Annotated in this window: 2 protein-coding genes and 1 pseudogene; all 3 read left to right on the top strand. The window is 73.9% G+C overall.

Going from position 1 to position 5,210, the window contains the following annotated elements; all coding sequences use genetic code 11:
* Nucleotides 1–440: pseudogene (locus tag D7X55_RS35430) on the top strand (hypothetical protein); the annotation flags it as partial.
* A gap of 209 nt (nt 441–649) precedes the next feature.
* Entirely contained in the window at nt 650–1,900 is a 1,251-nt protein-coding gene (locus D7X55_RS35425; protein ID WP_120549209.1) for a DNA repair exonuclease, read from the top strand.
* The gene (locus D7X55_RS45590) at nt 1,897–5,088 is read left to right on the top strand and encodes an AAA family ATPase (RefSeq protein ID WP_120549210.1); all 3,192 of its coding nucleotides are present in this window, start codon (nt 1,897–1,899) and stop codon (nt 5,086–5,088) included. The genes D7X55_RS35425 and D7X55_RS45590 overlap by 4 nt, the downstream gene beginning before the upstream one ends.
* Nucleotides 5,089–5,210: the final 122 nt, after the last annotated feature.

The raw sequence follows: 5,210 nt of genomic DNA, 5'->3' as shown, positions 1-5,210 counted from the left end.
GTGTTGGTGTGACGAACCCAAGGCTGGGGGCGGTGGCGGGCGCGATGGCCCTGACCGGGTGCCAGAGCAAGGAACGCTCGCAGGAGGGCGGCGGCGGCACGGGAGGCTCCGGAAGCATGCAGGGCTCGCAGGGCGCCTCCGAGCCTGGCATGGGCGCCGGGCAGCAGGAGCAGGGCACGGGCACGAGCCAGGGCGCGGGTTCGACGATGGACCAGGGCATGGGCGGCTCCGGCTACGACGCGGGTGGCACGGGTGGCGGCGGTGACGCGGGCATGGGCGGCGCCGGTGACGCGGGCATGGGCGGCTCCGGCATGGAGGGCTCCGGTGGCTCCGACACCGGCGGCTCCATGACTCCGGGCTCCAGCGACGACATGGGCTCGTCCGGCAGCAACACCGACACCGGGAGCACGGGCGGCTCGGTCCCCGAGCCTACCCGCTAGGCCTTGAGGTCCGGGACGGCGCGGGCGGGCCCTGGTGGCGCGCCCGCGCCCCTCTCCTTGAAGCTTCACCGCCAGCGCGTCCGACGTGCCGGGTTTCCAGCGATGAACACCGTCTGGGACCGGAGGACATGTGCGGTGTCCACCGGCGGATCACCCTGGGGGGCGGGAAAGTCGGGGAGGCGTCAGGACTCGGGTACGGTGCCGGCACGATGCGCTTCTCCTTCGTGCACGCCGCGGATCTCCATCTGGACACGCCGTTCCGGGGAGTGGCCACGCACGGCCCGCTCCTGGAGCGCTTCCAGCAGTCCACCTTCCAGGCCCTGGCCCGCATCGTGGACGTGTGCCTGCGCGAGCGCGTGACGTTCCTGCTGCTGGCCGGGGACCTGTTCGACGTGAAGGACCGCTCGGTGCGCGCGCGGCTGGCGCTGCGCACGGAGCTGGCGCGGCTGGACCGCGCGGGCATCCAGACCTTCATCGTGCACGGCAACCATGATCCGCTGAGCGGAGACACCGGCACGCTGGGGCTGCCCGCGTCGGTGAAGGTGTTCGGCCCGCGGTGGGAGGACGTGGAGGTGCGGCGCGAGGGCCGGCGCCTGTGCCACGTGCAGGGCGTGTCCTATCCGGACGTGGAGGTGCGCGAGAACCTGTCCGCGCGATTCCGCCGCACCGGCGAGCACTTCAGCGTGGGCCTGCTGCACGCGAACCTGGGCGGCGACGCGGGCCACGCGAACTACGCGCCGTGCACGGCCGCGGACCTGGCGGCCGGCGGCCTGGACTACTGGGCCCTGGGCCACGTGCACACGCGCGCGGAGCACCTGCTGCCGGGGGGCGGCGTGGCGGTGTACCCGGGCAACCCGCAGGGCCGCCACGTGCATGAGACCGGTGAGCGCGGCTGCGTGGTGGTGGACGTGGAGGACGGCATCGCGCGCAGGCGCTTCGTGCCGGTGGACCGCGTGCGCTGGCACCGGCTGGACGTGCCGCTGTCGGGCGTCACGTCGCTGGACATGCTCCAGGCGGTGGCCTCGGAGGTGGTGGAGTCGCGCTGCGCGCAGGACTTCGACGGGCACGCGGTGCGCCTCACGCTGGCCGGACGCGGCCCGCTGCACCGGGAGCTCGCGAGGCCCGGCGCCAGGACGCAGCTGGAGGCGGACCTGCGCGAAAGGCTGGCGCGGGCGCATCCACCGGTGCTGCTGGAGTCGCTGCGCGATGGCAGCCGGCCGGAGGTGGACCTGGAGGCGGTGCGCGCCGGGGGCGGCTTCCTGGGCACGCTGCTGGAAGAGGCGGAGGCGCTGTCCCACGACGACGCGGCGCTCGCGTCGCTGTGGGACGACGAGGACCTGACGACGCTGGGACAGCGGCTCAAGCGGCTGGGCGTGGACGCGCTGGAGGCGCCCCGGCCGGAGCTGGTGGCGCAGGCGGGGCAACGTGGCGTGGAGCAGCTCCACGAGGAGACGTCATGAAGCCGGGCCTGCGCATCACCCGCTTCCAGGTGGACGGCTTCGGGCACTTCCGGGGCTACTCGGGGACGCCGGGGCCGGGGCTCACGCTGCTGTACGGCCCGAACGAGGCGGGCAAGAGCACGCTGCTCGCGTTCCTGCGCGGCGTGCTGTTCGGCTTCGAGAAGCGCGGCCAGCCGGAGCGCTACGAACCGGAGGGCGCGCTCTTCGGCGGCGAGCTGTGGCTGGACACGGCCTCCGGCCCGCTGGTGGTGCACCGCCACGGCGGCAAGCGCGCGTCGGAGGGCACGCTCACGGTGCGCGGCCCGGACGGGCAGCCGCTGCCGGAGACACTGCTGGACCAGGCGCTGGCGGACGTGCCGCGCGAGCTGTTCTTCGAGGTGTTCGCCTTCCGCCTGGATGAGCTGTCGTCGTTCCAGCGGCTCGCGAAGCAGCGCGGCGTGTCGGAGGCGCTGTTCGCCGCGGGCATGCAGGGCGCTCGGCGGCTGCCGGAGGCGGTGGAGCGGCTGACGAAGGACTCCGAGGCGCTGTACCTGCCGCGCGGCCAGAAGAAGGAACTGAACCTGGTGATGAAGGACCTGGAGGAGGTGCAGCAGAAGCTGCGAGAGGCGGGGGACCGGCCCGCGCTCTACTTCTCCACGCGGGACCGGCTGGAGGAGTGCATCGCGGAGGGCCACGCGCTGGAGGTGGCGCGCAAGCAGACCGAGTCCGCGCTGGACCGCGCCTCGCGCTTGGACTCCGCGCTGGGGGACCTGGCGGTGCTCGCGCGCGACCGGGCGGAGCTGGCCACGCTGCCGGTGCTGGACACCTTTCCACCGGGCGCGGAGACGCGGCTGGAGGACGTGCTCCAGCGGCGCAAGACGTACCGGGCCCAGCAGGCGCAGCTGCATGAGCGGCTGGCGCCCATCGAAGAAGCACGGGAGCGGCTGACGGCCCCATGGCCCGTGCGCGAGCGCGCGGAGTCCCTGCGCACCGCGCTGGCCACGTACTCGGGACACTCCGAGCAGCTTCGCGGATTGCCCGCGCGCAGGGCGGCGCTCACGTCGCGGCGGCGGCAGCTGGAGCAGTCGCTGGGAGAGCTGGGGCTCGAGGTGGACGCGGGCGGGCTGCTCGCGCTGGACCTGGGCGCGAGGGCACGCGGGGAGCTGGAATCGCTCGCGGCCCGGCTGGACGCGGCGGACGCGGCGCTCGCGCAGGCGGAGGCGGATCAGACGCGCACGCGCGAGGAACGGGCACGGCTGGAGACGTCGCTGACGCGGGTCCTGGCGGAGCTGGAGTCCCTGCCCGAGGCGCGGCCCGCGCAGGTGCGGCAGCGTCAGACGGCGGTGGGGCGGATGCGCGCGGTGCGCGGGGACCTGGAGCGGCTGGCCGAGCAGCGGATGGAGCAGCGCCGCCAGATGGACGGCGTGCGTGCGCCCACGGACGCGGTGCCCATGCGCTCGTTGCTGCCACAGTCGTGGGTGGTGGCGGCGGCCATCGTGGCGCTGGGGTTCGCGGCGCTCGCGGGGTGGCTCGCGGGTCCGACGGTGGGCGTGCTGTGCGCGGTGGGCGGCCTGCTGCTGGTGGGGTTGCTGTTGTTCGTGCGCCACCGCGTGGAGACGGCGCGCAAGGCCAGCCTGGAGGCGCAGGCGGCGCGGCACCGCTGGAGGCAGCAGGAGGAGGAGCGCTTCCGTTCGGCGCAAGCGGCGCTGAGCGCGCGCGAGGAGCTGCTCCAGCGGGAGCTGCTGCACGCGTCCGGCGCGGCGGGGCTGTCCCCGGGCGCGTCGCTGTCGGACCTGGCCGCGCAGGAGTCACAGCTCGCGGAGCTGCTGACACAGGCGGAGCGGCGCGAGCTGTTGATGCGTGAAGAGGACACGCTGCGCACGGCCTGGGACGCGGCGGTGCGCGAGGACCAGCGCGTGGAGGAGGCACGGCTGCGCGCGAGCCAGCGCGAGGAGGTCCTGCGTGAGGAGTGGATGGCGTTCCTGGTGTCGCGCCGCTTCCCGGAAGCCCTCTCCGCGGCGTCCGCGCTGACGCTGTGGCTGGATGCCGCGTCGCTGCGGCAGCGGCTGTTGGACCTGCGCACGGACGAAGAGGAGTTCACGGTGGCGGAGGCCGCGTGCGAAGCCGTGACGGCGCGGCTGCTGCAAGAAGCACATGCGGCGGGCCTGCCCCCGGGGCCCGCGGAGACGGTGGCCGCGCGCGTGTCCGTGGCGCTGGAGGAGGTGCGTTCGCGGGCAGCGGATCAACGCCACCTGGACGGCCAGCGCGGAGAGCTGCTGGCGGAGAAGGCGCGGCTGGACCAGCTGGCGCTGGATGAAGACCAGGCGTGGGAGGCGCTGCTCGCGGAAGGCGGTTGCCAGGACGAGGCCACCTTCCGCCGCCGCGCGGTGCAGGCGCGAAGGTACGCGGAGCTGACGGCCCGGGTGCGCGAGCACGTCCAGCGCGTGCAGGCGCTCACCGGCCTGGGAGAGAACGCGGCGCACGAGGAGGCGCACGCGGCGGGCGGAGAGCCGGGCCTGAAGGAACAGCTCGCCACGCTGCGCGAGCGTCACCGGGAGGAAGGCGAGCGGCACAAGGCGGTGCTCACCGAGCAGGGCAGCCTGAAGACGCAGCTGTCGCAGTGGGAGAACGACGACCTGGTGTCGCGGCTGCGCATCCAGGAGGAGACGCTGCGGGCGAAGGCGGCGGAGCTGGCCACGCGCTACGCGGCGGACCGGCTGACGCTGGCACTGCTGGGACGGGCGCGCCGCAGGTTCGAGGAGGAACAGCAGCCCCGCGTCATCCAGCTGGCGAGCGAGCTGTTCTCCGAGCTGACGGCGGGACGCTACCGCCGCGTCTTCATCCCGGCGGGCGACGCGCGAGAGCTGCGGGTGAGTGACGGCGCGAGGGACTGGAGCGCGGAGCAGCTGTCCCGGGGCACGCGAGAGCAGCTGTTCCTCGCGTTCCGTCTGGCCGTCATCCGCGACTTCGGAGAGACGCGGGGCACGCTGCCACTCATCACGGACGACGTGCTGGTGAACTTCGATCCAGAACGGGCCCGGGGCGCGGTGCGCCTCTTCGCGAGGATGGCGGAGGCCCACCAGGTCCTCGCCTTCACCTGCCACCCGTGGATCCGCGAGCTCTTCGAAGCCGAAGGCGCCCACGTCCTGGAGCTGCCCGGCGCCACGAAGGCGCCTCGCGAAGGTCTGCGGGTCGTCTCCGGCGGGTAGGAACTCCAGGCGCCACGGCAGCCCGGACCTCCAGGTCGATGCACAAAAAAAATACTGGGAGCGCGCCCCCTCGACGCGCTCCCAGTAACTCAACCCCTCCCCCGAGGGGTCCCCCTCTCGGA

This window comes from Corallococcus sp. AB049A (genome assembly GCF_003668885.1).
Classification (GTDB): domain Bacteria; phylum Myxococcota; class Myxococcia; order Myxococcales; family Myxococcaceae; genus Corallococcus; species Corallococcus interemptor.
Note: the sequence above shows the minus strand (reverse complement) of the source record. Positions and strands in the feature narration are given on the sequence as shown.